Raw genomic sequence first — 1078 nt, 5'->3', positions numbered from 1 at the left:
CAGGGAACAGGGAACAGGTTAACTGGTTACAGGTTAACTGGTTATTAAACCTTGGCCAAAAGGCCACGCAATCGCGTTCAACCTCTTAAACCTTGGCCTTGGCCTTTGGCCACGCTACGCGAATGGCCACGCAATCGCGTTCAACCTTCAACCTGATCAACCTTCAACCTTCAACCTGATCAACATTCAACCTTCAACCTGATCAACCTTCAACCTGATCAACATTCAACCTGATCAACCTTCAACCTGATCAACCTTCAACCTCTTCAACCTTCATGGTTGCTTTACAAAAAACCTCTTAGATATAAAGATTTTGTGAAATCCTTTCGATTCGTGTCCTAATTACAGCAAAAATCTCACTAATGTAGTGAAGCCAAATCAAGACTGAAGCCCAATCAAAGTAACAAGTGGTGTGACATGAACAGATTTTCTATGTACACGATATCAACAGAAAGCCCAACCCAATCAAATCTACGCCGATTGGAACTATTGCTGGAGTATTGCCAACTGGCAGCCCGTCCAACTTTGTCTGTGTCAGACAGCAACCGTATGGCTGAGATCCTCGAACTAGCTGAAGCTGACGAAATCCTTACCCTGTTGATAGATAAAGCTGATCTAGTTATAGCCAAAAACTTTAGCTGGCTGAGTGACAATGATATTGATACCTATAAAAACCAAATCGCTAAGTTAGAAGAGTATTTAGAAATCTTTGTTTCCCAGAAATCACCTAAGACCAGTGAAACGCTACGTAATCAATTTGCTTGTTTCACTGGAAATTTTTAATAATCACCATTACATTTAGCTATCAGCGTGTCGCGTATCAGCTATCAGCTTATGGGCTACAGATGGTGCTACTTGAGGTGCTTTTGAATAAAATAAGCTGACGGCTAACGGCTGACGGCTGACAGCTGACGGCACCTCAAGTAGCGTGCGCGTAGCGCATATGCTTACTTCAGGATAAGCCATAGTCTTCGAGCATAGAGTTGTCGATATCAAAAAAATAGTCTCTCAAAACTTTCCTCATACGCTGATATCGTTTTCGCAAGGCTGTATTACTTGCCAAGTTCAGGCGTTCTTC

At 42.5% G+C, this 1078-nt stretch carries 2 protein-coding genes; one reads left to right on the top strand and one right to left on the bottom strand.

Annotated features, from left to right (window positions below):
- Positions 1-417: 417 nt before the first annotated feature.
- Positions 418-783: a hypothetical protein gene (locus F6K49_RS52215; protein ID WP_293047765.1), complete on the top strand. Its 366-nt coding sequence runs from the start codon at positions 418-420 to the stop codon at positions 781-783.
- Positions 784-798: 15 nt separating this feature from the next.
- Here the strand turns inward: F6K49_RS52215 and F6K49_RS52210 are convergent, their stop codons facing one another.
- Positions 799-966: a hypothetical protein gene (locus F6K49_RS52210; RefSeq protein WP_293047769.1), complete on the bottom strand. Its 168-nt coding sequence runs from the start codon at positions 964-966 to the stop codon at positions 799-801.
- Between the last annotated feature and the right edge of the window lie 112 nt (positions 967-1078).

The sequence above is a fragment of the Moorena sp. SIO3I6 genome (assembly GCF_010672095.1).
This window is presented reverse-complemented; position numbering and strand designations above follow the sequence as displayed.

Excerpts from the sequence above, each read along its gene's own strand:
- F6K49_RS52215 (WP_293047765.1), top strand. The coding sequence starts at position 418 with ATGAACAGATTTTCTATGTACACGATATCAACAGAAAGCCCAACCCAA.
- F6K49_RS52210 (WP_293047769.1), bottom strand. The coding sequence starts at position 966 with ATGGCTTATCCTGAAGTAAGCATATGCGCTACGCGCACGCTACTTGAG.